Below are 26368 nucleotides of genomic sequence, written 5' to 3'. Positions count from 1 at the left end.
TCATGGCCAAGCCTGGATTTCGCCTCGCGCTGTTTGCCACGCTTCTGGCGTTGTTTGTCGTGCTGCTCGGCGCCTATACCCGCCTGACTCACGCCGGTCTCGGCTGCCCGGACTGGCCGGGCTGCTATGGCTTTATCAGCGTGCCGCAAAGCGAAGCCCAACTGGCCCATGCCGAGTTGCACTTTCCCGACACGCCGGTGGAGGCCGACAAAGGCTGGGCCGAGATGACCCATCGCTACTTCGCGGGCAGCCTGGGCCTGTTGATCGCGCTGCTGGCGGCGCGTTCGTGGCGTCATCGACGTGATCCGGGCCAGCCCGTGAAGCTGCCGCTGTTCCTGCTGGCGGTGGTGTTCGCCCAAGCGGCGTTTGGCATGTGGACCGTGACCTTGAAGCTCTGGCCGCAAGTGGTCACAGGGCACCTTTTGGGCGGCTTTGCGACCTTGAGCCTGCTGTTTCTGCTGACCCTGCGGCTGTCCGGCGTACTACCGGCGCTGGTCGTGCCCAAGCGCCTGCAATATTGGGCGACGGCGGGCCTGGTGCTGGTGATCGGGCAGATCGCCCTGGGCGGCTGGGTCAGTTCCAACTACGCGGCGGTGGCCTGTGTCGATTTGCCCACCTGTCATGGCCAATGGTGGCCGACGGCAGACTTCGCCAATGGTTTTCACCTGACCCAGCACATCGGCCCCAATTACCTGGGCGGGCAGCTCGACAGCGAGGCGCGCACTGCTATCCACCTGACGCATCGCATCGGCGCCGTGCTGGTCACGCTCGTGCTGCTCGGTTTGGCTTGGCAACTGCGAGCAGTAGGGATGACGCGCCTGGCCGGCCTGCTGTTGATCGCCCTGGCTGCGCAGATCTGCCTGGGGCTGAGCAATGTGGCGTTCGGCTTGCCCCTGCCGGTGGCGGTCGCACACAACGCCGGCGGGGCAGCGTTGTTGTTGACGCTGGTGCTGGTCAATTATCACGCGCGCACCAGCCTGGTTCGGGTGCGTCACCCGCGCCTGTTCGGCTGGCGTTTTATCCCGCGCAAACAGGTGTCGGGCCTTATCACCCTTAAAGGAGAGCTGCCATGGCGACCGTGATCGGCGCACGTCGCGACCGGGCGATCTGGCGTGACTATTTGGAGCTGACCAAGCCCAAAGTAGTGGTGCTGATGTTGATTACTTCGCTGGTGGGCATGTTCCTCGCCACCCGCGCCGGGGTGCCCTGGACAGTGCTGGTGTTCGGCAACCTCGGCATTGCCCTGTGTGCCGGCGGCGCGGCGGCGGTGAACCATGTGGTCGATCGACGGATTGATGCCGTGATGGCGCGCACTCACAAGCGGCCGATGGCTGAGGGGCGTGTCTCGCCGATGGCGGCGTTAGCGTTTGCGTTGTTCCTGGCTATTGCAGGATTAGCCCTGCTGCTCGCGTACACCAACCCGCTGGCGGCCTGGCTGACCTTGGCTTCGCTGCTGGGTTATGCGGTGATCTATACCGGCTTTCTCAAGCGAGCAACGCCGCAGAATATCGTCATCGGCGGTCTGGCCGGTGCGGCGCCGCCGCTGTTGGGTTGGGTGGCTGTTACTGGGCATGTGAGTGCCGAACCCTTGCTGCTGGTGCTGATCATCTTTGCCTGGACTCCGCCACATTTCTGGGCCCTGGCCATTCACCGCAAAGAGGAATACGCCAAGGCCGACATCCCGATGCTGCCGGTCACCCATGGCGAACACTACACCAAGGTGCATATCCTGCTGTACACCTTCGCCCTGCTGGCGGTGAGCCTGATGCCCTACGTTATCCACATGAGCGGGCTGCTCTACCTGGGCTGTGCGCTGGTATTGGGTGCGCGCTTTCTGCAATGGGCTTGGGTGTTGTACCGTGGCAGCCAGCCGCACGCGGCGATTCACACGTTCAAGTACTCTATCTGGTACTTGCTGCTGCTGTTTATCGCCCTGCTCGTAGACCACTACTTATTGTTGAACCTATGACTCGAACTCAAAAAACCGTCTTCATCCTCGTGGCCCTGGTGGCGTTGATCATGGGCCTGACCGTCAACAAAGTGCTCTCGGGCAAAGGCCAGGGCGATCCCACTGCGCTGATCGACGCCGGCATCATTCTGCTGCCGCAAAGCCGCCAGTTGCCAACGGTGACCATGACCGACCAGGAAGGTCAGCCGGTGGTGGTCAATGAGTTGAAGGGCAAGTGGAGCCTGCTGTTTTTCGGTTACACCTTCTGCCCGGATATCTGCCCGACCACCCTCGCCCAGCTTCGCCAGATCAAGAGTGAGCTGCCCAAAGAGGCTGTGGACAAGTTGCAGGTGATCCTGGTCAGCGTCGATCCACACCGCGATACCCCGGCGCAGCTCAAGCAGTACCTGGGTTACTTCGACCCACAGTTCCAAGGCCTGACTGGCGCTAACGTGGAGGATGTGCAGAAGGTCTCGAATGCGGTGAGCATTCCCTTCATTCCGGCGGATACCAGCAAGCCGAACTATACAGTCGACCACAGCGGTAACCTGGCACTGATCGGCCCGGATGGTACTCAGCGTGGGTTTATTCGTGCGCCGTTGAACAACCAGAAACTGGTGGCGCAGTTGCCGGGGTTGCTACAGCGCAAGTGAGCACCTGATGATCGTTCCCACGCTCTGCGTGGGAATGCAGTTAGGGACGCTCTGCGTCCCCAAGCGTGACGCAGAGCGTCACAAGAGGCGTTCCCACGCGGAGCGTGGGAACGATCAGGTCAGGAGAGATCAGAACGCTGGCTTGATCGCGCCTTTGTACTTCTCTTCGATGAATTTCTTCACTTCAGGCGTGTGCAGGGCTGCAACCAGCTTCTTCACCGCGTCCGCATCCTTGTTGTCTTCGCGGGTCACCAGGATGTTCACGTAAGGCGAATCGCTGCCTTCTATCACCAGGGCATCCTTGGATGGGTCCAGCTTGGCTTCCAGGGCGTAGTTGGTGTTGATCAGCGCCAGGTCGACCTGGGTCAGCACGCGCGGCAGGGTGGCGGCTTCCAGTTCGCGGAATTTCAGGTTTTTATCGTTGCCGGTGATGTCCTTGATGGTCGACAGGATGTTGGTCGGGTCCTTCAGGGTGATCAGGCCGTTCTTGGCCAGCAGCAACAGCGCACGGCCGCCGTTGGTGGCGTCGTTCGGGATCACCACGTTGGCGCCGTCAGGCAGGTCGGCCAGTTTTTTGTACTTGCTGGAGTAAGCGCCCAGAGGTTCGAGGTGCACAGCGCCGACGCTCACCAGGTGAGTGCCTTTGGCCTTGTTGAATTCATCCAGGTACGGCTGGTGCTGGAAGAAGTTGGCATCCAGGCGCTTTTCAGCCACCTGTACGTTCGGCTGCACGTAGTCGGTGAAGACTTTGACCTTCAGATCCACGCCTTCTTTGGCCAGGGCAGGCTTCACGAATTCGAGGATTTCGGCGTGAGGCACCGGCGAAGCAGCGACCGTAATGGTCTCGGCGTGGGCGGAAAACGCAGCCACGGCGGCGAAAGCAACCAGTAGTTTTTTCATCCAGCAAGCTCCTTGTTCGGGCATCTGCCGGCTATGTGCCGGCAATGGCCGTTATTTACGAGAAAAGTGCACCACCAGCCGGTCGCCGACGGTTTGCAGAATTTGCACCAGAATCAACAGCATCACCACAGTGACCACCATCACATCGGTCTGGAAACGCTGGTAGCCAAAACGGATTGCCAGGTCGCCCAGGCCGCCAGCACCGACCACACCAGCCATCGCGGTGTAGGAAACCAGTGTAATCGCCGTCACCGTAATCGCCGCGAAGATGCCAGGGCGGGCCTCGGGCAATAGGGCATTGGTGATGATCTGGCGGGTGGTGGCACCCATGGCCTGGGTGGCTTCGATGATGCCACGGTCCACTTCGCGCAGGGCGGTTTCCACCAGGCGCGCAAAGAATGGCGTGGCACCGACGACCAGTGGTGGGATCGCGCCGGCGACACCCAGCGACGTGCCGGTGATCAGTACCGTGAACGGAATCATCACGATCAACAGGATGATGAACGGCAGCGAGCGCAAGATATTCACGATCAGCGACAACAGCGCGTACAGGCCTTTTTGTTCGAACAGCTGGCGCGGGCTGGTCAGGAACAACAGCACGCCCAGGGGCAGCCCCAGTAGCACGGTGAAGAACAGCGAGCCGAACAGCATGGTCATGGTGTCGCCGGTGGCGAGCCAGATTTCAGACCAGTCGATATTGGCGAAGAAACTCAGGAAAACGTCCATCAGCGCAGCACCTCCATGTGAACGTCGGCGGCGGTGAAGCGTGCGAACGCGGCTTCCATGTCACCGCCGGTGACGGCGAGGGTCAGTTGCCCGTAAGGGATGTCTTTGATGCGGTCGATACGACCGGCAAGAATGCTGTAGTCCACACCGGTTTCCCGTGCAACGGTACCCAGCAGTGGCGCGTAGGTCGCATCCCCTTGGAATGTCAGGCGCACGATACGGCCTGGCACATGGGCAAAGTCGTCGCGCTGCTCGCCTTCGTCCACCTGTTCGGCTTCTTGTACGAAGCGTTTGGTGGTCGGATGCTTGGGGTGCAGGAACACGTCGGCCACCGAGCCTTGCTCGACGATCACGCCGGCGTCCATCACGGCGACCTGGTCGCATACGCGGCGGATCACGTCCATTTCATGGGTGATCAACACGATGGTCAGGTTCAGCTCGCGGTTGATCTCGGCCAGCAGTTGCAGGACCGATGCCGTGGTTTGCGGGTCGAGGGCGCTGGTGGCTTCGTCGCACAGCAGGATTTTTGGCTTGGTCGCCAGGGCTCGGGCGATGCCGACGCGCTGTTTCTGGCCGCCGGACAACTGCGCCGGGTACTTCTTGGCGTGGTCCGACAAGCCGACGCGGGCGAGCAGCTCAGCCACACGTTGGTCGATTTCCTTGCGCGACAGTTCACCGGCCAGGGTCAGCGGCAGCGCGACGTTGTCAGCGACTGTCTTGGACGCAAGCAAGTTGAAGTGCTGGAAGATCATCCCGACCTGCTGACGGAAGCGGCGCAGGCCGTTGGCATCCAGGGCGGTGACTTCTTCACCGTCGACCGTGATCTGCCCGCCGCTGGGTTCTTCCAGGCGGTTGATCAGGCGCAGCAGTGTGCTTTTACCCGCACCCGAGTGGCCAATCAGGCCAAACACCTGGCCGTTGGCGACGCGCAGGCTGGTGGGGTGCAGGGCGGGGATATCCTTACCGGCGACGCGGTAGGTTTTATGGACGTTTTGAAACTCGATCACGTAGCGAACCTTGTGGGGCGCATTGAAAAGGGATCAGCGGTTAGCCGGGCGCGCATTTTAGCCTGTCCGTATAGCGTTTCTTAGCATTTATTTCGTATTCATCCAGTCATTTGGCAATAACGCGATCAAAGGTCATAAAAAAGGAACGGTGCAAAACCCAGTCAGTCACTACTTAAGCAACTCGATTTCCCAGGTGCCGTGCCTGGGGTTTTGCTCAAACGAGCCGGGGACCGCTCTGGCCACTTTGAATAAGGAGTTTTGACTGATGAGTACCAAGAAGCCAGCCACCCCGCCGAAGAGTGAACTCGCGGGCACTGATACCCTGGACCGTGGCAACACCAACGCCAAGCTGCAGGCGTTGGAAGAATTCCGTTCCGATGCAACCGGCCAGGCCCTGCGCACCAACCAGGGCGTGAAAATTTCCGATAACCAGAACAGCCTGAAAGTCGGCGCTCGCGGCCCGTCGCTGCTGGAAGACTTCATCATGCGTGAAAAGATCACGCACTTCGACCATGAGCGCATCCCTGAGCGCATCGTGCATGCCCGTGGTACGGGGGCCCATGGCTATTTCCAGAGTTACGGCGACCATTCGGCGCTGACCAAGGCAGGTTTCCTGCGCACGCCTGAGCATAAAACCCCGGTGTTCGCACGTTTTTCCACGGTGCAGGGCCCGCGTGGTTCCGGCGACACCGTGCGTGACGTGCGCGGTTTTGCCGTGAAGTTCTTCACCGACGAAGGCAACTTCGACCTGGTGGGCAACAACATGCCGGTGTTCTTCATCCAGGATGCGATCAAATTTCCTGACTTCGTCCACGCGGTGAAACCCGAGCCTCATAACGAAATTCCTACCGGCGGTTCGGCCCACGATACGTTCTGGGACTTTGTTTCGCTGCAACCGGAATCCGCGCACATGGTGATCTGGGCCATGTCCGACCGCGCCATTCCAAAAAGCTTGCGCGCCATGCAGGGCTTTGGGGTGCACACCTTCCGTTTGATCAATACCGAAGGTAAGTCCAGCTTCGTGAAATTCCACTGGCGTCCAACAGTCGGGACCTGCTCGTTGGTATGGGATGAGGCGCAAAAGCTGGCCGGTAAAGATACGGACTACCACCGTCGTGACCTGTGGGAAGCGATTGAAAGCGGCGATTACCCCGAGTGGGAGCTGGGCGTACAGATCGTGGCCGAAGAAGACGAGCACACGTTTGATTTCGACTTGCTCGACCCGACCAAGATCATTCCAGAAGAACTGGTACCGATCACGCCGCTGGGCAAAATGGTGCTCAACCGTAATCCGGACAACTTCTTCGCTGAAGTCGAGCAGGTTGCGTTCTGCCCGGGCCACATCGTGCCGGGCATCGATTTTACCAACGACCCATTGCTGCAGGGCCGGCTGTTTTCCTACACCGATACCCAGATCAGCCGACTGGGCGGGCCGAACTTTCATGAGATTCCAATCAACCGGCCTGTCGTGCCTTTCCATAACGGCCAGCGCGACGCTCAGCATCGCACCGTGATTGATAAGGGGCGTGCGTCCTACGAGCCAAACTCTATTGATGGTGGTTGGCCGAAAGAAACCCCTGCCGGTCCTACCGATGGTGGCTTTGAGTCCTACTACGAGCGCGTCGATGCCAACAAAGTGCGTGAGCGCAGCGAATCCTTCGGTGACCATTTCTCCCAGGCGACGCTGTTCTACAACAGCATGAGCCACCACGAGAAAGAGCACATCATCGCGGCCTATAGCTTCGAACTGGGCAAGGTGGAGCGCGAGTTCATCCGTGCGCGCCAGGTCAACGAGATTCTGGCCAATATCGACTTGGAGCTGGCCAAGCGCGTTGCGCAGAACCTGGGCTTGCCGGCGCCGACCAAGGGCACCGTGCCAGCCCGTGAAACGTCGTTGAAAGAATCGCCTGCCTTGAGCCAGGTGAACTTGCTGTCGGGCGATATCAAAACGCGCAAAGTGGCGATTCTGGCAGCCAACGGCGTTGATGGTGCGGCCATTGACGCGTTAAAAGCCGCGCTTGAAGCTGAAGGCGCCCATGCCAAGTTGCTGGGGCCTACTTCGGCGCCGGTGACCACCGCGCAGGGCAAGACGCTGCCGGTCGACGCCTCGATGGAAGGCATGCCGTCCATTGCCTTCGACGCAGTGTTTATCCCGGGTGGCAAAGAGTCCGTGAAGGCGCTGAGCGGTGATGGCGTGGCGTTGCATTACGTACTGGAAGCCTACAAACACCTGAAGGCGATTGCGGTAGCCAGCGATGTGAAGCCGTTGCTGGACCTGCTGAAACTGGAGGAGGATGCGGGGTTGATCGTGGGCGCGGATGCCAAGGCGTTCAAAGCGTTTTTTGCGGCGATTGCCCAGCATCGAGTGTGGGCGCGTGAGCCGAAATCCAAGGCGATTCCGGCTTAACTTATCGGTTGTTTGTTAGATCGTCATCGCAGGCAAGCCAGCTCCCACACTGTTCAAATGTGCGAGCTGGCTTGCCTGCGATGCTTTTAGTCCGTCTTGCGCGGAATCAGCACAACCTGCGCCGGAATATGTTTCAGGATTTGCCGGTGAATCTTCAGGTCATACCCCGAATCAATCCGCTTGACCCGCTTGGTCAGTAACGTGGCCAGCCACGGGTAATCCTGGGTGCGTGGCACCTGGATGCTGACGTCGCACTGGTAATTCACCACATCGGTGGCGATGGCGTCCAACTGATGGCGCATGTCTTCAACATCCGCAAGGTTCAGCGCCACGGTGGTGCTCGGCGCTGCCGGGTCGATGACCTTGGCGGCAGGCTTGGCCTCAGCGGCTTTCAACGCAGCTTCTGCCTGGTCCAATTCGGCTTTGCGCGCATGGCTGATGGCGCTGTTGACGCCACCGGTCAGCGCAGGGGCCTTGGGCATCAAGGCGCGGGCGCGGCTCAGGGCCGTGGCTGCCGCGTTGACGTCGCCTTTTTGCAGCACGATCTGGCTGCGCTGCAGGTAGGCTTCGGCCAATTGACGCTGGTAGGCCTCAAGTGCCGGGTCATTGGGCGATTGGGCCTGCAATGCAGCCAGTTGGTCTTCGGCGGTGGCCAATTCGCTGCTGGCCAGGTTTTGTTCCAGCTGCGCGATGGCCGCAGCCCGCGGATCCGGAGCCTGGGGGGCAGCGGGCGGCGTACTTTGGCAGGCGCCCAGCAGCAGTGAAAATGCGGCAAGGAGCAGATAACGGGAGGTGAACGGCTTCATTCCTGCGACTCTCTATTTGCGCAAAAAGCGAGCAAGTCTACACCCCTCGACGGGGCAGGACAAAACTCAGCAGAAACAGGGCGGCCGCCGTAACCACAATCGACGGCCCGGCCGGTGTGTCCTTGAACCAGGACAGCGCCAGGCCACCACACACTGCAAGCATCCCCAGGAGGCTGGCGCCAATTGCCATCTGCTCCGGAGAGCGAGCGTGGCGCTGGGCAGCGGCGGCTGGAATGATCAGCAGCGACGTGATCAACAATACGCCGACAATCTTCATCGCGACAGCAATCACCACGGCGATGAGCAACATCAAGGCCATACGCAGGCCTGCGACGGGCAAGCCTTCTACCTTGGCCAGTTCTTCATGCACGGTGATCGCCAGCAACGGGCGCCACAGGGCCACCAGCAACACCAGCACCGCAGCGCTGCCGCCGAGGATCCAGGCCAGGTCGGTCGGGCTGATCGCCAGCAGGTCACCGAACAGGTAGGCCATCAGGTCGATGCGCACTTCATGCATGAAGCTCAGCACCACCAGGCCCAGGGACAAGGTGCTGGGTGCGAGGATGCCCAGCAGGGTGTCGGAGGCCAGTGGCTGGCGTTGCTGCAGGGTCACCAGCAGCACGGCCAGCAGCAGGCAGCCGACGGTCACGGCGATGGCCGGGCTTACATCCAGCAGAAAGCCCATGGCCACGCCCAGCAAGGCGGCATGGGACAAGGTGTCGCCGAAATAGGCCATGCGTCGCCAGACCACGAACGAGCCCAATGGGCCCGCCACCAGTGCCAAAGCCAAGCCTGCCAGCAGGGCGTAGAGCAGAAAATCAGCCATGCTTGCAGCTATCTCCATGAACGTGGGGGGTATCGACGACGGCGCCATGCAGGTCATGGGCGTGGTCATGGTGGTGATGGTAGATCGCCAGGCTCTGGGCGTTCTTGCCGAACAGCTCCACGAACGCCGGGTCGCCACTGACCTGTTCCGGGTGGCCGGAGCAGCACACGTGGCGGTTGAGGCAGACCACTTGGTCGGTGGTGCTCATGACCAGGTGCAAGTCGTGGGAGACCATCAGTACGCCGCAACCATGGCGGTCGCGCAGGCGGGTGATCAGGCTGTACAGCTCGGCCTGGCCGGCGACATCGACGCCTTGCACGGGCTCATCGAGTACCAGCAGCTCGGGCTCGCGCAGCAAGGCACGGGCCAGCAGCACGCGCTGCATTTCGCCGCCGGAAATACTTTGCACCGGGTTGTCGATGACGTGTTCGGCGCCGACTTCCTTAAGCGCGGCCTGGGCGCGGGCGCGGTCTACGCCAGGCACCAAGCGCAGGAAGCGCAATACGGAGAGCGGCAATGTCGGGTCCACATGCAGCTTTTGCGGCATATAGCCCACGCGCAGCTTGGGCTTGCGCCAAACCGTGCCGCTGTGGGGCTTGAGCAGCCCGAGCACGGCGCGCACCAAGGTGGTCTTGCCAGCGCCGTTGGGGCCGATCAGGGTGACGATTTGCCCCGGTTCCACGCTCAGTGCGATGTTCTCCAGCACGTTTTGCCCGGCGAACGTGACCCCGACCTGCTCCAGGCGGATTAACGCATTGCTCATCAAACCCCCTGGCAGCCTGCGCACAGGCCGACCACTTCGACCGTTTGCCCTTCGACCTTGAAGCCGACGTCGGCAGAGCTTTTGATAATGGCGTCGCTGATGCTTTTTTGTTCAAGCTCAATGGCGGCGTGGCACTCGCGGCAGATCAGGAACTGGCCCTGATGCGCGTGCTCCGGGTGGTTGCAACCGACAAAGGCGTTAAGCGAGGCGATACGGTGCACCAGGCCGTTTTCCAGCAGGAAATCCAACGCACGGTAAACGGTGGGCGGCGCGGCGCGGCGGCCGTCCTGCTCGCTGAGGACGCCGAGAATGTCGTACGCGCCCAAAGGCTTGTGGCTCTGCCACACCAGCTCCAGCACCCGGCGACGCAAGGCGGTCAGGCGCAAGCCTTTCTTTGCGCACAGGGTGTCGGCCTCTGACAATGCGGTGTGCACGCAGTGAGAGTGGTCGTGGGGACGGCTGGCAAGCGGTGTTTTAGGCATGAGCGGCGACAGATATTTGATAGAGACGTTATTATGTTACCCGTTCCTACGCCATCGAGTGGTCATCGTGTCCCGACTTTTTCCCGTTTTTGTCGTATTTGTCACCAGTTTGTTCGTTGCCGGTGCCGCTCAGGCCGAGGTCAAGGTGCTGACAAGCATCAAGCCCTTGCAACTGATTGCCGCTGCCGTGCAGGACGGCGTGGCCGTTCCAGAGGTGTTGCTGCCGCCGGGGGCGTCGCCGCACAACTTCGCTTTGCGCCCATCCGACGTACGGCGTGTGCAGTCGGTGGACCTGCTGTACTGGATCGGGCCGGACATGGAAACGTTTTTGCCGCGTGTGCTCAAAGGTCGTACGGCGCCAACGGTGGCCGTGCAGGATCTGCCAGGCATGAAACTGCGCATCTTCGGCGAAGATAGCCACTCTCATGCCGATGAAGCCGACGAACATGATCACGATCACCGCCCAGGCAGTGTGGATGCGCACCTGTGGCTATCCACGGTCAATGCACGTGTGATCGCCGCTCGGATGGCGGCCGATCTGAGCGCTGCCGACCCAGCCAATGCCGAGCGTTATCAGAGCAATGCGAAGGCCTTCGAAGAACGCCTGAACGCGCTGGATGCGCGCCTGAAGCAGCGTTTGGCGGGCGTTGATGGCAAACCTTATTTCGTGTTCCACGAAGCCTTTGATTACTTCGAAGAGGCGTACGGTTTGAAGCATGCTGGCGTGTTCAGCGTGGCCGCCGAAGTGCAGCCGGGCGCGCAGCACGTAGCGGCGATGCGCGCTCGTTTGCAGGAAGTGGGCAAGACTTGCGTGTTCAGCGAGCCGCCGTTGCGACCTCGCTTGGCCGAAACCCTGGTGGCCGGGTTGCCGGTGAAGTTGGCGGAATTGGATGCATTGGGTGGCTATACGCCAGCTACCGCGCAGGGTTATGAGCAGGTACTGGAAAAGCTTGGCAATGACCTGGCCGGTTGCCTGGAGTCGCTCTAACACGCAACACAAAACCCCTGTGGGAGTGGGCTTGCCCGCGATAGCGCAGTGTCAGTCGATACTGCTATTGCAGGCAAGCCAGCTCCCACATTGACCGAGTGGGTCTTTTAAAGTGCGAACGGCAGGTGGACCGTGACCTGTTGACGCTGCGCCAAGCGGTGCTCGAACTCAGCCGGGTCATGAATCAACACATCCTGCCCTGCAAATGATTCGGCCGCGATCAGCCGGGACAGCCAGAACCGTACGCACGCCACGCGCAGCATGGTCGGCCATAGCTCGGCTTCCTTCGCGGTAAACGCCCGTAGCCCCGCGTAAGCGCCCAGCAGCGCCCGGGCACGGTGACCGTCAATCACGCCATCGGCATCCGAGCACCAATCATTCAAGGCGATTGCCACGTCGTAGAGCATCGGCCCCGAACAGGCGTTGTAGAAGTCGATCAGGCCTGTCAGGTGCGTGCCTTCAAACATCGCGTTATCGCGAAACAGATCGGCGTGCACATTCGCCCGCGGCAGGCCGAGGATGTCGGCCTTGTGGGCGTCGATCTCGGCCAGCGCATCGCGCAACAGGCGTTGCTGGGCCTCGTTCAGGTGCGAAATGAGTTGCGCGCCCTCGCAGAGCATCCAATCCAGGCCGCGGTCGGTCTTGCGTTCAAGTACCTTTTCGCCCTGGGTGGCCAAGTGCAGGTGGCCGAGCAGTTCGCCAACCTGGGTGCAATGCTGTGCATTGGCCTCCTTGATGTGCTTGCCCGCCAGGCGCGGTTGCAGCAAGGCCGGTTTGCCCTTGAGTTCGCGCAAAGCGATGCCGTCGGTGGTACGCAGGGCGTACGGCACAGGCAGGTCGGCGTCATGGAGCACGTCGAGCAGTTCGATGAAGAACGGCATTTCTGCCACCGGGCCACGCTCAACCAGGGTCAGGACGAACTCGCCCTGCTCCAGGCTGATAAAGAAATTGGTGTTTTCGCTGCCGGCGGCAATCCCCTGGAAATCAAGCAGGCGGCCGAGCCCATAAGGGGCGAGAAAGGTTTCCAGCTCAGGCCGAGCCAGGGGGGTGAACACAGACATGGTTAAAACTGCCGTTACGGGCGCTGCGGTGGGCAGCGCCGGTTAAAATTAAGAAATCATTTCCATTCGAAGATCTTCCATGACGGGATCAGCATATCCGGCTGGTCAGAGCGGATGAAGTTCGCGTCGGTGCCGTCCGCACGTACCAGAAAGTACGGTGGTGCGCCCTTCGGGGTGACCTTGATCGCGTACAGAAAGCCGTTTTGGCGGTATTCCTGGATGGTTTTGTCGCCTTCCGTGCGAATGGTAACTTCCGGATCACCTCCAGGGGCACTGTCTGCCGCCATGGCAGCCATCGGAGCGAGTGCAATCAAACCGGTCAACAGCAGGCGATTGAATGTACGCATGATAACCTTGTCCCTTTGTTTTCATTGGTCCGGCTATTCTAGCGCCTGACCCGCCGAAAAGGTTGATCCTGCTCATGAGCCAAGCGCCCCTCGTCCTGGTGGACGGTTCTTCTTATCTGTATCGCGCCTTCCACGCGCTGCCACCGCTGACCACCTCCAAAGGCCTGCCCACCGGTGCGGTGAAGGGCGTGTTGAACATGCTCAAAAGCCTGCGCAAGCAGTACCCGGACAGCCCATTTGCGGTGGTTTTCGACGCCAAGGGTGGGACTTTTCGCGATGAGATGTACGCCGAATACAAAGCCAACCGCCCGAGCATGCCTGATGACATGCGCCTGCAGATCGAGCCGCTGCATCAAAGCGTGATCGCTCTTGGCTTCCCGTTGCTGTGCGTCGAGGGCGTCGAGGCCGATGACGTGATCGGCACCCTGGCTCGCAGCAGCGCGGCCGCCAGCCGCCCGGTGGTGATCTCGACCGGTGACAAAGACATGGCGCAGCTGGTGGACGGCCACATTACCTTGGTCAACACCATGACCGGTAGCTCGATGGACATCGAGGGCGTTAAGGAGAAATTCGGCGTCGCTCCGGAGCAGATCATCGACTATCTGGCGTTGATGGGTGACTCGTCCGACAACATTCCCGGCGTTCCGGGCATTGGCCCCAAGACCGCCTCCGGCTTGCTGGTGGGAGTCAATGGCGGCCTCAAAGAGCTTTATGAGCAGCTGGATATTGTGCCGACCCTGCCTATCCGTGGGGCCAAGACCCTGCCGGCCAAGCTGGAGGAGCACAAGGAGATGGCATTCCTGTCCTATCAGTTGGCGACGATCAAGATCGATGTGCCGCTGGATATCGGGTTGGATGATTTGCACCTGATCGAACCGGATCGCGAAAAGCTGCTGGAGCTGTACACGCTGCTTGAGTTCAAGAGCTGGTACGACGAAATCCAGCGCGATGCCAAGCGTGTCGAGCTCAAGTCGGCGAGCGAGGTTGCGCCTGCCGCCGAGATGCCGGTCGAGGCTGTTATATCAGTACCAGTAGAGGCGGTTTACACCACTATTCTGGATCTGGCCACCTTCGACGTGTGGCTGAAAAAACTCCACGATGCGCCGTTGTTTGCTTTCGACACCGAAACCACCGGCATCGACGCCCAGCAGGCGCAATTGGTCGGGGTCTCGTTTGCTGTGCAGCCCCATGAAGCCGCCTACATCCCGCTGACCCATTCCTATATCGGCGCGCCGGATCAATTGGACCGCGACACCGTGCTGCTGGCCCTGAAACCGCTGCTGGAAGACCCGACCAAACTCAAGGTGGGCCAGCACGCCAAGTTCGATATGAACATCCTGGCCAACTGCGCCATTGGTGGCGACCCTGCACAGGGCATTACCGTGCGCGGCATCGCCTTCGACACCATGCTCGAATCCTACGTGCTCAATTCCACCGCGACCCGGCACGATATGGACAGTCTGGCGAAGAAGTACCTGGACCACGACACGGTCAGCTTCCAGGACATCGCCGGCAAAGGGGCCAAGCAACTCACGTTCGATCAGATCGCCCTTGAGCAAGCCGGCCCCTATGCGGCCGAAGATGCCGACGTGACCTTGCGCCTGCATCAGCACTTGTACGCGCAACTGGCGGCGATCCCGAGCCTGGCCAGTGTGCTGACGGACATCGAGATGCCGCTGGTGCCGGTGCTGGCACGCATCGAGCGCCAGGGCGCACTGGTAGACAAGGACCTGCTCGGCATCCAGAGCATCGAACTGGGTAACAAGATGGTCGAGCTGGAGCGCCAGGCGTACGAGATCGCCGGTGAAGAATTCAACCTGGGTTCGCCCAAGCAGCTTGGGGCGATCCTGTACGAGAAGCTCGGCATGCCGGTGCTGAAAAAAACCGGCAAGGGCCAGGCATCCACGGCTGAGGAAGTGCTGGCCAAACTGGCCGAAGATGATTTTCCGCTGCCCAAGGTACTGATGCAGTACCGCAGCATGAGCAAGCTCAAAAGTACTTATACCGACCGCCTGCCGGAACAGATCAACCCACGCACCGGGCGTATTCATACGTCTTACCATCAGGCCGTCGCGGCGACCGGGCGCTTGTCCTCCAGTGATCCGAACTTGCAGAACATCCCGGTGCGCACCGCCGAGGGGCGGCGCATTCGTCAGGCGTTTGTCGCGCCCAAGGGCTACAAGCTGCTGGCGGCGGACTATTCGCAGATCGAGCTGCGGATCATGGCGCATTTGTCCAAGGACGAAGGCCTGATGAACGCCTTCCGCAATGACCTGGACGTGCACACGGCCACGGCGGCCGAAGTGTTCAAGGTCGAGTTGAATGAGGTCACGTCCAACCAGCGCCGCAGCGCCAAGGCGATCAACTTTGGCCTGATTTACGGCATGGGCGCCCAGAAGCTGGGCAAGGACATCGGCGTCGATACCAAGACCGCCAAGGCTTACATCGATGTGTACTTCGCTCGCTATCCAGGGGTGCGCGAATATATGGAGCGAACCCGCGCCCAGGCGGCGGATCAGGGGTATGTCGAAACCTTCTTCGGGCGGCGCCTGTACTTGCCGGATATCAACTCCAACAAGCCCCAGGAGCGCGCGGCGGCCGAGCGCACAGCGATCAACGCGCCGATGCAGGGTACGGCGGCGGACATTATCAAGAAAGCCATGGTGCAGGTGGATAACTGGCTGGCCGAGTCGGGCCTGGATGCCAAAGTCATCCTTCAAGTGCACGACGAATTGGTGCTGGAGGTGCGTGAAGACCTGGTCGCGCAGGTCAGCGAGAAGATTCGCGAGCATATGAGCGCGGCGGCTCAGTTGGACGTGCCTTTGGTGGTGGACGTAGGCGTAGGCGATAACTGGGACGAGGCGCACTGATTCCGCGGCTTTGCCATCACCGTCAGTGGTGGCGAAGCGGTTTAGATCGGAAACCGTCGTCAGTTATTTCCAATAGTTTTTTGAGCCTGTCGGAACTTAACCTGTGAACTGCCACTCAGAGTTACTGAATGGGTGGTGAAGCCCTTCAATGCTCCTATGTTGTGTTAAGTGTTGGCAGATAATTCCAGACCCCGCCCTAGCGGTCCGGAACTTGAACCCCGAACTTCCCCTCCCCAAAAGAAGTCCGGGGTTTTTTTTGCCCGCAGAAAAGTTACTCGGCGATTTCTGCGCCCTTGTCCGCCAATTCCATCCAGCCGGCCAGTACGGTGTAGGCCTCTTCAAGGCCCATGCGCTTGGGGGCGGAGAACAGCTGAATCGTGATGGTATCGCCCCAGCCCTTACGGATTTCGGACTGCACTTTGAGCAGGGTGTTCTTGGCTGCGCCGTAGGTGAGTTTGTCGGCCTTGGTCAGCAAAATGTGCATCGGCATGCCGCTGGCGACAGCCCAGTCGAGCATCAGCAAGTCGAAGTCGGTCATTGGATGGCGGATGTCCATCATCAGGATCAAACCCTTCAAACTCTCGCGACCGCCCAGGTAAGCCTCAAGGTGACGCTGCCAGTGCAGCTTCAGCGGGATAGGTACTTTTGCATAACCGTAGCCCGGCAGGTCGACCAGACGCCGATCATCGTCTAGCTTGAAGAAATTGAGTAGTTGCGTGCGGCCCGGGGTTTTCGAGGTGCGCGCCAGGCTGGCGTGAGTCAGGGTGTTCAGTGCGCTGGATTTACCGGCGTTGGAACGGCCGGCAAAGGCGACTTCAAAGCCCTCGTCATCGGGGCATTGGTCCACTTTGGCGGCGCTGAGCATGAAGGTGGACTGTTGGCACAGGCCGAGGATGGGGTTCTTGAGTTGCATGAGATTTCCGATGTGGGCGGTGCCGAGAAAGGGTGCGGCAAGCGGTGTCGTTTCCGTTTCAGTAGCGCCAGTATATAATGCCGCAGATTTTGTGTGTGCTTTGTCCCAGCGAAGGATGAGGTTCACGGGAGCGAAAGACCTTTATTGCGCATTAGAACGCAAAACGCTCTCAAACCCTGAATAGGTCGATGTATGGACCGACGGTTGCTCGCTTCTGCTGCCCTGATTCCGCTTTACGGCGCTCAGGCTACACAGGATCAACCGAGTTTGCATGGTCAGGCTGACGCAGTGCGTGACCCAGGGTTTCAAGGCAATGCCGCCGCGTGGTTTGTGCATGGACTGCAGTACTGAGGATTACCAGGCCGTCATTGATTTGATGGTGAGTAAACCCGGTAGATAACTCTTAAACCCTTAGCCGTAGTTGGATTAGCTGATGAACAAACTGATCGTGAGTCTGCTGTTGACCTTGGGCATCACAGGCGCTGCCGTCGCTGCAGAGGGCCCCGTCAAAGGTGATGCCACTGCCGGTCAAGCGAAGGCCGCCGTGTGTGGTGCCTGCCACGGCCCGGATGGTAACAGCCCGGCGCCGAACTTCCCCAAACTGGCCGGCCAGGGTGAACGCTACCTGAGCAAGCAGATGCACGACATCAAGGACGGCAAGCGCACGGTGCTGGAAATGACCGGCCTGCTGACCAATCTCAACGATCAGGACCTTGCGGACCTCGCGGCGTATTTTGCCAGCCAGAAGGGTAGCGTGGGAGCTGCCGATCCTAAATTGGTCGCCCGCGGAGAGCAGTTGTTCCGTGGCGGTAACCTGGAAAAAGGCTTGCCCGCCTGCACTGGTTGCCACTCGCCCAATGGCGCAGGCAACGCTGCCGCAGGCTTCCCGCACCTGAGCGGCCAGCATGCCACCTACATCGCCAAACAGTTGACCGACTTCCGCAAAGAAGAAGCCGGCCGGGCCAACGATGGGGACGCCATGACCATGCGCACTATCGCTCGCAAGCTGAGCGACGAAGATATCGCAGCCCTCTCCAGTTATATCCAGGGCCTGCACTGACGGGGCTGGGCGTTAACGCTCGATTAATCCCGCGATGCAAGCATAAAAAGGGTGGCTCAGGCCGCCCTTTTTTGTGGCCGCTGCCGTTACACTAACGAACTCATGTCCGCGTAGACCTGTCACAACAAAGGTCGCGTGAGGCGACTTTATTTGTCCAGGAGTAAAGCATGCGTAATCTGATCCTCAGCGCCGCTCTCGTCACTGCCAGCCTCTTCGGCATGACCGCACAAGCTGCCGATGTGCCGCTTGAAGCCGGTAAAACCTATGTTGAGCTGTCTAATCCGGTTCCGGTTGCGGTACCCGGCAAGATCGAGGTGGTGGAGCTGTTCTGGTACGGCTGCCCGCATTGCTACGCCTTCGAGCCGACTATCAACCCATGGGCTGAAAAGCTGCCCAAGGACGTTAACTTCCGTCGCATTCCTGCCATGTTCGGTGGCCCATGGGACGCCCACGGCCAACTGTTCCTGACCCTGGAAGCCATGGGTGTTGAGCACAAGGTCCACAACGCTGTCTTCGAAGCGATCCAGAAACAAGGCAAGCGCCTGACCAAGCCGGACGAAATGGCTGACTTCGTTGCTACTCAAGGTGTCGACAAGGACAAGTTCCTCGCGACCTTTAACTCCTTCGCTATCCAGGGCCAAATCAAACAGGCCAAGGAACTCGCGCAGAAGTACGGCGTGCAAGGCGTTCCAACTCTGATCGTCAACGGCAAATACCGTTTCGACCTGGGCAGCACCGGTGGTCCTGAAGCGACCCTGAACGTTGCCGACCAACTGATTGCCAAAGAACGCGCTGCCAAGTAAGGGGCTCGCCATGCGCCGCTGGGGTACCGAGCGTGTCGTTGGCCTGCATGAACCGCAGGTCAACGAGCATCACCTGGAGTCCACAGGCCTGCCGGCAGACAGCCGCTTGCGCCTGCTCAGCTTCAATATCCAGGTGGGCAACAGTACCGAGAAGTATCGGCACTACCTCACGCGTGGCTGGCAGCACCTGCTGCCCCACAAGGGGCGTACCGGTAACCTGCAGAAAATCGGCGACCTGCTAAGCGACTTCGACTTGGTCGCCCTGCAGGAAGCCGACGGCGGCAGCCTGCGCTCCGGCTATATCAACCAGGTGGAACACCTGGCTCAGCTGGGCGCCTTCCCGTACTGGTATCAGCAACTCAACCGCAACCTGGGGCGCCTGGCGCAGCACAGCAATGGCGTACTCAGCCGCCTCAAACCCACTGCCATTGAAGATCACCCCCTGCCAGGCCCCAAAGGGCGCGGGGCGATCCTTGTGCGTTTTGGCGAAGGCCCGGAAGCCTTGGTGGTGGTGATGATGCACCTGGCCCTCGGGGGGCGTACGCGCAACCTGCAACTGGCCTACGTGCGTGAATTGATTGGTAACTACAAGCACCAGGTGCTCATGGGTGACATGAACACCCATGCCAACGACCTGCTGCAGAATTCTCCGCTGCGCGACCTGGGGTTACTGGCCCCGCAAGTCGAAGCCACGTTTCCCAGCTGGCGCCCGCAGCGCTGTCTTGACCATATCCTGCTCAGCCCAAGCCTCACACTGGAAAGTGTGCAGGTGCTAGCGCAGCCCATTTCCGATCACCTGCCGGTCGCGGTAGAGATTCGTCTGCCGGGTTCGCTCACGGCTGATGCATTACCCGCGTTGAGCCCAGGCCCTCGCGGATCCCTTGCATGAGCGACGACGCCCAGCGCTGGAAAGAGAAATACCTCCAGAGCATCGAGCAACAAGACAAACTCGAACGCCGCTGGGCTGCCCGCCTCGATTTGCTGCGCCGCGGGCTGGTGCGCAGCACGCTGGCCGCTGAAGGCACCGACCGCGCCGTCGATCAATGCATGAAGGAAATGCGCGATGTCGTGCGCACGGACGACATGGACGCTGCCCTCGCCGCTTTACTGCCACGCCTGGAAAAGGCCGTGCTGGATTCGGAGCAGCGCCGCGAAACCCGTGTCGACCAGATCAGCACCGCGCTCACCGCCTTGGTCACCCAGTTGCAAAAGCTGCCGTTGCCCCGCGAGGTGGCTCGCCCGCTGAAAACCTTCGCCAAGCAACTCGATGGTCGCGTGGCACAAGCGCGGGAGATACCCCTGCTACTCAGTGAGCTGAGCAGCCTGCAGGGGCAGGCGCTGAATAATCTGGAGCCTGAAGGCGATACCGCACGCACAGGCCCGGGCCTGTTGCAACGCCTGTTCGGTAGTAAGGAGGCCGCCAGTGAAGCATTGCCGGTTGACGCTGAGCCACTGCCGGCAATGCAATTGGCAGCGCCAAAGCCTGCAGCGCCCAAACCCGCACCCGAACCGGAAGAACTTGCGCAATCGGAAGAGCTGACCCAAGCCTTGCGTGCCTTTGCACCGCTGTCACCCACACCCGTGGCCTTGAAGGCTGCGCCTGTTGCCGCGGCCGAAGGGCAAGAGGTCGCCAGAGAAACGCCGGTATTCGACGCTCCAGAGCTGCCGTCGATTGCGCCTGCGCAATTACCGGAGCCCGACGTGCAGGCGCCACCGGTTGCGGAGCCTGCTCACGAAAGCGCACTCGCTGCCTTTATCGAACCGCCGCCGGCTCCAGTCGAAACGCCGGATGAGACCACCATCGGCAGCCTGTCGCTGCCCCCCGTGCTGGAAAGCCCCGAGCCTGACGAGCTGCAACCGGACGGCACCTACGCCCTGCCCGATTCGCCTGAACCGTCCTACAGTTCGGTGGCCAAGCACATTGAAGGCACTTTGCTCGGCCTGCTGGAAGACCTTTCCCTGCCCGAACGTCACCAGCCCCAGGCCGAGGCGATGCGTGAGCGTCTCGCCCATGGTTTGAATTGGTACGAACTGCTGCCGATCCTGGATGACCTGGCCGTGCTGATGCTGGCGGTCACCGACAGTGGCCAGCATGAGTTCGAGGCTTATCTCAAGCAGCTCAACGAGCGTCTCGAGGCATTCCAGGGGCATTTGCAGGTCGCCAGCGACGGCCACGCCGACAGCAGCCTGGCCGCGCGGGAGTTGGACACACAGATTCGCGAGCAGGTGGACGGCCTGCAAAGCAGCGTGCAGGACGCCGCCGACCTGGACAGCCTCAAGCAGGTGCTCGAAAGCCACCTTGAAGGCTTGCTCGGCACCATGGATGAACACCAGCAACAGCGTGACCTGCGCGAACAGGAAGTGGCCGCACGCCTCAAAGGCCTGGCTGAACGCGTGGCCCATATGGAGCAGGAGGCCCAGGGATACCGCGAGCACCTGGAGGTGCAGCGCCAGAAGGCCTTGATCGATCCGCTCACCGGGCTGCCCAACCGTGCGGCGTGGAGCGAACGCCTCGATTACGAAGTCAACGCCTGGCATCAGCGCGGTAACAGCCTGTCGCTGGCCATGCTCGACCTGGACCACTTCAAGCGCATCAACGACGGCTACGGTCACCTGGCAGGGGACAAGGTCTTGAAGATCATCGCCAACGTGCTGAGCAAACGCCTGCGGCCGACTGACTTCATCGCGCGGTTTGGTGGTGAAGAGTTCGTGCTGCTCATGCCCGACTCAGCCTTGGCGGATGCCCTGGCCGTAGGTGAAGTATTGCGTGAGGCCATTGCAGCGTGCCCGTTCCACTTCAAGGGCGAGCCGGTAACGATCACGGTGTCCATGGGCGTGGCGCAGTTTCAACCCGGCGAGCGCAGTGACCTGGCGCTCAAGCGTGCCGACGAGGCACTCTACAGGGCAAAGGCTGCGGGGCGTAATCAGGTGCAGGCGGCATAAAAGATGTTCCATTTTGTGATTTGACCGCCTAGCCATGAACCTTACGTTACACTGTTGCATTATCGTCTTTCAGTGTAATGCCTCTCGCCATGAAATCCTTGTATATCGCTTTAGCGTTTCTTCTGCTCGCCGGCTGCGCCAGTGGCCCGCGCCTGAACACCAGCCATCCTTCGGTTAACCACGACAACCGCGTGCAGTTCGTTGTGGTGCATTACACCTCGACCAACCTTGAACGTTCCCTGGCGCTGTTGACCCATGGCCAGGTCAGCAGCCATTACCTGATCGGCGACGACGCCTCCGGCACCATCTACAAGCTGGTGGATGAAAGCCAGCGCGCCTGGCACGCCGGGCAAAGCGAGTGGATGGGGCGCACCTGGCTCAACTCCAGCTCCATCGGCATCGAGATCGTCAACCCAGGGTTCAGTGATACGCCGACTGGGCGTGTGTGGTACCCGTATTCCGAAGCGCAGGTGCAGTCGCTGATCGTGCTGCTCAAGGACATCAGCAAGCGCAATGGCATCGACCCCAAGAACATCATCGGGCACAGCGACATTGCCCCACTGCGCAAGCTGGACCCAGGCCCGTTGTTCCCTTGGAAACGCTTGGCGGCAGAAGGTCTGGCCGTGTGGCCGGATGCCCAGGCAGTGGCCCGGTTCCAGGTGCAGTACGCCGCGCAGTTGCCGAGCATTACCTGGTTCCAGGAAGAGCTGGCGCGCCTGGGCTACCAGACGCCGCAGACCGGTGAGCTGGATGTGGCCACAAGGCACGTCATCGCTGCGTTCCAGATGCGCTTCCGGCCATCGCTGTTTGATGGCACCCCGGATGCTGAAAGCGCCGCGATCCTGCGAGCCTTGAATCACCGCTGAAGGTGTAACAATGTTGGAGCGAGCTTGCTGTGGTGAGGGAGCTTGCTCCCGTTCGACAGCGAAGCTGGAGCCGGCTTTTTTGAGGGGCGCTTCGCACCCCAGCGCAAGCAAGCTTGCTCGCCACAGGGTTCTCGCTCCTACAGGGGTAATGCCATATAGAACTGCGTACCCTGCCCCGGTCGTGAGTACACACCCATGCGGCCGCCGTGCAATTGCACGATTTCCTTGCACAGTGCCAAGCCCAGGCCCGCACCGCCCTTCTTGCGGCCCACCTGTACAAAGGGTTCGAAGATTCGCCCTTGCTGGCCGTAGGCAATGCCTTCGCCGTTATCCTCGACGCTGATAATCACCCGCTCGCCATGCCGTCGTGCCTGCAGGCGAATCTGCCCGCCTTCGGCGGTGTGGCGCAGGGCATTGCCCAACAGGTTGTCGAGCACCCGCTCCAGTTGCACTTGGTCGGCATACAGCCGTGGCAACTCAGGCTGAGCTTCTACCAGCAACTCAATGTGCTGGGCGTTCGCAGGCTCAGCAAACCGAGCCCGTGCGTGCTCCAGCAAGTCGGTGACATCGCACGTGCCCAGGGTGAGTTTTTGCAGGCCGTTCTGGTAGCGCGAGAAGTTGAGCAGGTCGTTGATCAACTGCATCAGGCGCTGCATTTCTTCATTCACCGTATCCAGCAGGTCCGCCTCGCGGGAGTCCGGTGGGAACTTGGCCCGCTCACGGAACAAGCCGAAGGCCATGTGCATGCCGGTAACCGGCGTGCGCAGCTCATGGGAGGCGCGCAATACGAACTCGCTGCGCACCCGTTCGAAGGCGCGCTGTTCAGTCACATCATGCAGCACCATCACGGCCCCGAGAATGTGCCCCTGTGTATGGCTAACCGGGGTCAGGCTGTAGGTCAGCAGGCGCAACTCACCCTCGACTTCCACCTCCAGATCGTCCGGGGCCCGCTCCAGGTTGCCGCCGCGCAGCACCAGTTGCAGCTGTTCATCCATTTCCGCACGACCCATGGCTTCACCAAGGCCTTGACCCAGCCGCTCCTCATCCCAGCCCAATTGGCGCTGCGCTACAGGGTTGAGATGCTCCAGGCAGCCTTGGCGATCAATCATCAACAGGCCGTCATCGATACTGTCGAGCACCGCTTGCAGGCGCTGTTGGCCGGCCAGCAGCTCATCGATGTTAGTGGCCTGATGTTGGCGCAACGCTTCGGCCATGATGCCGAAACGTCGGGTCAACAGGTTCATTTCCGCTGCGGAGGAGATCGGCAGCGTGACTTCAAAGTCGCCCTGCCCGATCTTGTCGGCGGCCTTGGCCAAGGCTTCGATGGGACCACCGAAACGCCGGGCGATGCCATGGGCCGTGACGAAACCGATGATCAGCACCGCGAGCCCTACCAGCCCGAGCAGGCCCGCTATCAACAGGGCGCGCTCACGGGATTTATGTTCACTGGTACTGATATTTTCCAGGGCTCGCTTGTGTTCGGCGATCAAGCCGTTGCGCAGTATGTTGAAGGTCTCGGTGAGCTTTTCCTTGCTGCCCGCAGGCGGTGATGTCTGCTGGGATTGGTCAAACGCCTTGAGCAGATTCTGGTAATCCGAGCGTGCCTGGCTGAAACCATGGTTTTTGCCGTCGACCTGCTCATGGGCGATGCCCTGGTCCAACAGATCGAAATAATGCTGCTTGGAGGCTTGCAGGGCGTCTGGGTCGGGACGCTTCTCCAGCATCATGATCAACTGGTCGCCCAGGCTCTGACGCAATTTGAGCCCCAGGTCCAGGGTGATGAAATTACTGCGGATCAGCGATTCCTGGGTCTTGGCCATTTGCATGACGCTGACCAAGCCCAGGACCAACCCCAGCAAAGCCACGGTAATCAAGGCTGAGATGCTCAGGAATAACCGGGTGCGCAGTTTCATCGCGAGCTTCATAAGGTCCTGTTCAAAGGTTGTACTGCTTGCGTTTGCGGTACAGCGTCGACGCATCGATGCCGAGTGTGCGGGCCGCTTGGTCCAGTGTGTCGCTGGTCGCAAGTACGGCGCCGATATGGGCTTTCTCCAGCTCGTCAAGGCTCAAAGCCGACCCGATACGCGGTGCATTGTTGGCCGGTTGCTCAGCCATCCCCAGGTGGCTGATCTCAACCTTCTCCTGGGGGCAGATGATGCTGGCGCGTTCCACTACGTTGCGCAGTTCACGAATATTGCCGGGCCAGCGGTAGTTCAGTAGCGCTTCGCGGGCATTATCGCTGAAGCCGCGCGCCGGGGTGCGTATTCCTTGACGAAGCGGGCAAGGAAGCGGTCAGCCAGGGTCAGGATGTCTTCACTGCGTTCGCGCAGCGGGGGCAAGTGCAAGGTGATGACATTCAGACGGTAGAGCAAGTCTTCACGGAAACGGCCATCGCGCACCATGTCTTCCAGGTTCAGGTTGGTGGCTGCGAGGATGCGCACGTCAGCGCGGCGGGTGACCGGGTCGCCCACGCGCTCATACTCTTTGTCTTGGATAAACCGCAGCAACTTGGGTTGCAACGTGAGGGGGAAATCGCCGATCTCGTCGAGAAACAGCGTACCGCCGTCCGCCTGGTTCACTCGGCCCAGGGTGCTTTCACTGGCGCCGGTGAATGCGCCGCGGCTATGGCCGAACAGTTCGCTTTCCATCAGTTCGGCGGTCAGTGACGGGCAGTTGATGGTCACGCAGGACTTCTTCGAGCGTTTGCTCCATCCGTGTATCGCCCGGGCCAACTCACCTTTACCGGTGCCGGACTCGCCGAGAATCAAGATATTGGCGTCCGTCCCGGCCACCTGCCGCGCGGTTTCCAACACCACCATCATGGCCGGGCTATGGGAGTCCAGGCCGTCTTTGGGCTGGCGCACCTCGCCTTCCAGCGCTTCCAGCCGCGCAGAGAGCTGACGCACCTCCAGTTGCTTGGCCGTGGCCAGGCGCAGTTGGTCGGGGCTGCAAGGCTTGACCAGGTAGTCGGCGGCGCCAGCCTGGATGGCGTCCACGGCGGTATCCACGGCCGAATGGGCGGTCACAATCACCACGCGCATCCACGGAGCCTGCACGCGCATCTGGGCCAGCACGTCCAGGCCATTGTCCTCGCCCAGGCGCAGGTCGAGGAAGCACAGGTCGAACACCTGACGCTGCATCAGGGCATCGGCCTGTGCGGCACTGTTCGCGGTGGCGACGGTGTAGCCCTCATCTTCCAGGCAATAGCGGAAGGTGCGCAGGATCGCGGATTCGTCATCCACTAAAAGAATGCGGCCTTGAAGTTCCTTGGCTGAATCCATCTGTCCCGCACTCCTTAACTATAAATGTGATGGTGTTTAGTCCCGGAATAATCGGGCAAGTTGCATGGTTTATTCTGATTCATAAAAGGCTTCTTCGTGCAGCTATCTGCGCGCCTTCCTACAGACGACGTCTGAGGGCATTTTCCCTTCCTTTCACCCTTCGATCCTTCGATGTGTGCGCTGGGTGTCTGGTTCCGACCCCCGACCATCGTGCATTTCGCACGGCCTGCAAGGAGGCATCGTGCAGGATGCTAGGCGACGAATCTATCGAGCAAGTGTAAATGCTTGATTTTATTGTGTTTTATTTTGCAATAAAGCTGGCATGCACTCTGCAATATCTCCCCCAAGAGCGTCATGAACGAATAATCAGAATGCGGGAGTAATGCAGCATGACTCGCCAAAGCCTCAGCCAATTGCGTGTATCGCCGCTGCGCTTGCAGCAGGGCCTGTTCGCCAGCCTGGCCTTGATGGTTACGTTGATTGCCGGCCAGCAGTTGCAGCATTGGCAGGAGCGTGCGCAGCCAGCCCCGCAATTTGAACGTCCCGTCATGACTCAGACCCATTTCCGTTCCATTGGCAGCGCCAGCGCCGATGTGACTGCCCCGCAATTGAGCCTGGTAGACCAGGGTTCCACCCTGGACGAACTGCCGGCCCATGACCGTTGGGTGTTCTAGGCAAAAAATGTCGCTCGTGTTGAGCGGCTGCACGGTATCACCGC

General features: G+C 60.5%; 23 protein-coding genes and 2 pseudogenes. 13 read left to right on the top strand and 12 right to left on the bottom strand.

The genetic code is table 11. The features are described 5' to 3' along the window. Window positions 1–2: 2 nt before the first annotated feature. From HU730_RS12860 to HU730_RS12850, 3 genes are read left to right on the top strand one after another with little or no spacing between them, the layout of a single operon-like run. The gene (locus HU730_RS12860; protein WP_186527007.1) at window positions 3–1082 is read left to right on the top strand and encodes a COX15/CtaA family protein; all 1080 of its coding nucleotides are present in this window, start codon (window positions 3–5) and stop codon (window positions 1080–1082) included. Beyond that, entirely contained in the window at window positions 1070–1969 is a 900-nt protein-coding gene (gene cyoE / locus HU730_RS12855) for a heme o synthase (RefSeq protein WP_186527006.1), read from the top strand. Before HU730_RS12860 ends, cyoE begins: the two co-directional genes overlap by 13 nt. Beyond that, on the top strand, window positions 1966–2601 hold the full coding sequence (locus HU730_RS12850; protein ID WP_054897237.1) for an SCO family protein: 636 nt from the start codon (window positions 1966–1968) through the stop codon (window positions 2599–2601). The genes cyoE and HU730_RS12850 overlap by 4 nt, the downstream gene beginning before the upstream one ends. A 129-nt stretch (window positions 2602–2730) precedes the next feature. On the opposite strand, the gene HU730_RS12845 is transcribed toward HU730_RS12850, so the two are convergent. The 3 genes from HU730_RS12845 to HU730_RS12835 are packed head-to-tail and all read right to left on the bottom strand — an operon-like array spanning window position 2731 to window position 5234. Further along, a complete protein-coding gene (locus tag HU730_RS12845) occupies window positions 2731–3501 on the bottom strand; it encodes a MetQ/NlpA family ABC transporter substrate-binding protein (protein WP_003187353.1) in 771 nt (256 codons plus the stop codon). A gap of 51 nt (window positions 3502–3552) precedes the next feature. After that, on the bottom strand, window positions 3553–4227 hold the full coding sequence (locus HU730_RS12840; RefSeq protein WP_003187354.1) for a methionine ABC transporter permease: 675 nt from the start codon (window positions 4225–4227) through the stop codon (window positions 3553–3555). After that, on the bottom strand, window positions 4227–5234 hold the full coding sequence (locus tag HU730_RS12835) for a methionine ABC transporter ATP-binding protein (RefSeq protein ID WP_014716332.1): 1008 nt from the start codon (window positions 5232–5234) through the stop codon (window positions 4227–4229). The genes HU730_RS12840 and HU730_RS12835 overlap by 1 nt, the downstream gene beginning before the upstream one ends. Window positions 5235–5499: 265 nt before the next feature. On the opposite strand from HU730_RS12835, the gene katE reads away from it, so the two are divergent. Beyond that, window positions 5500–7641, top strand: coding sequence for a catalase HPII (katE, locus tag HU730_RS12830; RefSeq protein ID WP_186527005.1), 2142 nt, complete (start codon window positions 5500–5502; stop codon window positions 7639–7641). 86 nt (window positions 7642–7727) lie between these two features. On the opposite strand, the gene HU730_RS12825 is transcribed toward katE, so the two are convergent. From HU730_RS12825 to HU730_RS12810, 4 genes are read right to left on the bottom strand one after another with little or no spacing between them, the layout of a single operon-like run. Continuing rightward, window positions 7728–8447 (bottom strand): PA5502 family lipoprotein, encoded by a 720-nt coding sequence (locus HU730_RS12825; protein ID WP_089041585.1) that lies wholly within the window; start codon window positions 8445–8447, stop codon window positions 7728–7730. A 37-nt stretch (window positions 8448–8484) separates the two neighbouring features. After that, on the bottom strand, window positions 8485–9273 hold the full coding sequence (gene znuB, locus HU730_RS12820) for a zinc ABC transporter permease subunit ZnuB (protein WP_034129232.1): 789 nt from the start codon (window positions 9271–9273) through the stop codon (window positions 8485–8487). Beyond that, the gene (gene znuC / locus HU730_RS12815; protein ID WP_003187361.1) at window positions 9266–10036 is read right to left on the bottom strand and encodes a zinc ABC transporter ATP-binding protein ZnuC; all 771 of its coding nucleotides are present in this window, start codon (window positions 10034–10036) and stop codon (window positions 9266–9268) included. The genes znuB and znuC overlap by 8 nt, the downstream gene beginning before the upstream one ends. Then, window positions 10036–10530 (bottom strand): Fur family transcriptional regulator, encoded by a 495-nt coding sequence (locus HU730_RS12810; protein ID WP_169921969.1) that lies wholly within the window; start codon window positions 10528–10530, stop codon window positions 10036–10038. Before HU730_RS12810 ends, znuC begins: the two co-directional genes overlap by 1 nt. A 46-nt stretch (window positions 10531–10576) precedes the next feature. On the opposite strand from HU730_RS12810, the gene HU730_RS12805 reads away from it, so the two are divergent. Continuing rightward, entirely contained in the window at window positions 10577–11506 is a 930-nt protein-coding gene (locus tag HU730_RS12805; RefSeq protein ID WP_003187364.1) for a zinc ABC transporter substrate-binding protein, read from the top strand. Between the two features lie 107 nt (window positions 11507–11613). Here the strand turns inward: HU730_RS12805 and HU730_RS12800 are convergent, their stop codons facing one another. Then, window positions 11614–12567 carry a homoserine kinase gene (locus HU730_RS12800; RefSeq protein ID WP_054920916.1) on the bottom strand — a complete coding sequence of 318 codons (954 nt, stop codon included), beginning with the start codon at window positions 12565–12567 and terminating at the stop codon, window positions 11614–11616. 56 nt (window positions 12568–12623) lie between these two features. Next, entirely contained in the window at window positions 12624–12914 is a 291-nt protein-coding gene (locus tag HU730_RS12795) for a DUF2782 domain-containing protein (protein ID WP_016978788.1), read from the bottom strand. A gap of 74 nt (window positions 12915–12988) precedes the next feature. Between HU730_RS12795 and polA the strand changes: the two genes are divergently transcribed. Next, window positions 12989–15784, top strand: coding sequence for a DNA polymerase I (polA, locus tag HU730_RS12790; RefSeq protein ID WP_186527004.1), 2796 nt, complete (start codon window positions 12989–12991; stop codon window positions 15782–15784). 271 nt (window positions 15785–16055) lie between these two features. Here the strand turns inward: polA and yihA are convergent, their stop codons facing one another. Further along, the gene (gene yihA / locus HU730_RS12785; RefSeq protein WP_003187369.1) at window positions 16056–16697 is read right to left on the bottom strand and encodes a ribosome biogenesis GTP-binding protein YihA/YsxC; all 642 of its coding nucleotides are present in this window, start codon (window positions 16695–16697) and stop codon (window positions 16056–16058) included. Between the two features lie 192 nt (window positions 16698–16889). Between yihA and HU730_RS26720 the strand changes: the two are divergent. From HU730_RS26720 to HU730_RS12760, 6 genes and pseudogenes are all read left to right on the top strand, one after another. Continuing rightward, window positions 16890–17097: pseudogene (locus HU730_RS26720) on the top strand (cytochrome). 33 nt (window positions 17098–17130) lie between these two features. Further along, window positions 17131–17757 carry a cytochrome c4 gene (locus tag HU730_RS12780; protein ID WP_014716340.1) on the top strand — a complete coding sequence of 209 codons (627 nt, stop codon included), beginning with the start codon at window positions 17131–17133 and terminating at the stop codon, window positions 17755–17757. Between the two features lie 167 nt (window positions 17758–17924). Further along, window positions 17925–18560 (top strand): thiol:disulfide interchange protein DsbA, encoded by a 636-nt coding sequence (gene dsbA, locus HU730_RS12775; RefSeq protein ID WP_014716341.1) that lies wholly within the window; start codon window positions 17925–17927, stop codon window positions 18558–18560. 10 nt (window positions 18561–18570) lie between these two features. After that, complete coding sequence (locus tag HU730_RS12770) at window positions 18571–19449, top strand: endonuclease/exonuclease/phosphatase family protein (protein ID WP_034129237.1); 879 nt, start codon at window positions 18571–18573, stop codon at window positions 19447–19449. Then, complete coding sequence (locus tag HU730_RS12765) at window positions 19446–21503, top strand: diguanylate cyclase (protein WP_034129238.1); 2058 nt, start codon at window positions 19446–19448, stop codon at window positions 21501–21503. Before HU730_RS12770 ends, HU730_RS12765 begins: the two co-directional genes overlap by 4 nt. A gap of 89 nt (window positions 21504–21592) precedes the next feature. Then, window positions 21593–22369, top strand: coding sequence for an N-acetylmuramoyl-L-alanine amidase (locus tag HU730_RS12760; RefSeq protein WP_034129239.1), 777 nt, complete (start codon window positions 21593–21595; stop codon window positions 22367–22369). Window positions 22370–22506: 137 nt separating this feature from the next. Here the strand turns inward: HU730_RS12760 and HU730_RS12755 are convergent, their stop codons facing one another. Further along, the gene (locus HU730_RS12755; protein ID WP_034129240.1) at window positions 22507–24294 is read right to left on the bottom strand and encodes a KinB sensor domain-containing domain; all 1788 of its coding nucleotides are present in this window, start codon (window positions 24292–24294) and stop codon (window positions 22507–22509) included. Window positions 24295–24304: 10 nt separating this feature from the next. Further along, window positions 24305–25650 (bottom strand): annotated as a pseudogene (algB, locus tag HU730_RS12750) (sigma-54-dependent response regulator transcription factor AlgB). A 389-nt stretch (window positions 25651–26039) separates the two neighbouring features. On the opposite strand from algB, the gene HU730_RS12745 reads away from it, so the two are divergent. Further along, the gene (locus HU730_RS12745) at window positions 26040–26324 is read left to right on the top strand and encodes a hypothetical protein (protein WP_020301400.1); all 285 of its coding nucleotides are present in this window, start codon (window positions 26040–26042) and stop codon (window positions 26322–26324) included. Window positions 26325–26368 lie beyond the last annotated feature (44 nt).

It is taken from the genome of Pseudomonas sp. SWRI22 (assembly GCF_014268395.2).
GTDB classification, from domain to species: domain Bacteria; phylum Pseudomonadota; class Gammaproteobacteria; order Pseudomonadales; family Pseudomonadaceae; genus Aquipseudomonas; species Aquipseudomonas paracarnis.
Note: the sequence above shows the minus strand (reverse complement) of the source record. Positions and strands in the feature narration are given on the sequence as shown.